Genomic DNA, 323 nt, shown 5'->3' with positions numbered 1-323 from the left:
CACGCGGGCCTACGACGCCACCGCCGCCATCGCGGGCGGCCTGCTCACGGTGACCGACCGCGTCGGCGCGGACGTCGTCACGCTGTCGGGCACCGGCCGGCTCGCCGGCCGCGACGTCGGCACCCAGGCCCTCACCGACCCGTCCGGCCTGACGCTGTCCAACCCGAACTACACCCTGGCGGGCGCCACCGGCACCGTCACGATCGCCCCGCGCGCCCTCGTCGTCACCGCCGACGCGCAGAGCCGCCTCTACGGCGAGGCCAACCCGCCCCTGACCTACACCGTCGGCGGCCTCGTCGGCGGCGACGGCCTCGGCGGCAGCC

1 protein-coding gene is annotated in these 323 nt (G+C 77.7%); it reads left to right on the top strand.

All coding sequences use genetic code 11. From position 1 onward, the window contains the following. A partial coding sequence (locus tag EOE48_RS29570) for an MBG domain-containing protein (RefSeq protein ID WP_187371607.1) occupies positions 1–323 on the top strand: 323 nt, incomplete at both ends.

The organism is Methylobacterium oryzihabitans (genome assembly GCF_004004555.2).
Classification (GTDB): domain Bacteria; phylum Pseudomonadota; class Alphaproteobacteria; order Rhizobiales; family Beijerinckiaceae; genus Methylobacterium; species Methylobacterium oryzihabitans.
This window is presented reverse-complemented; position numbering and strand designations above follow the sequence as displayed.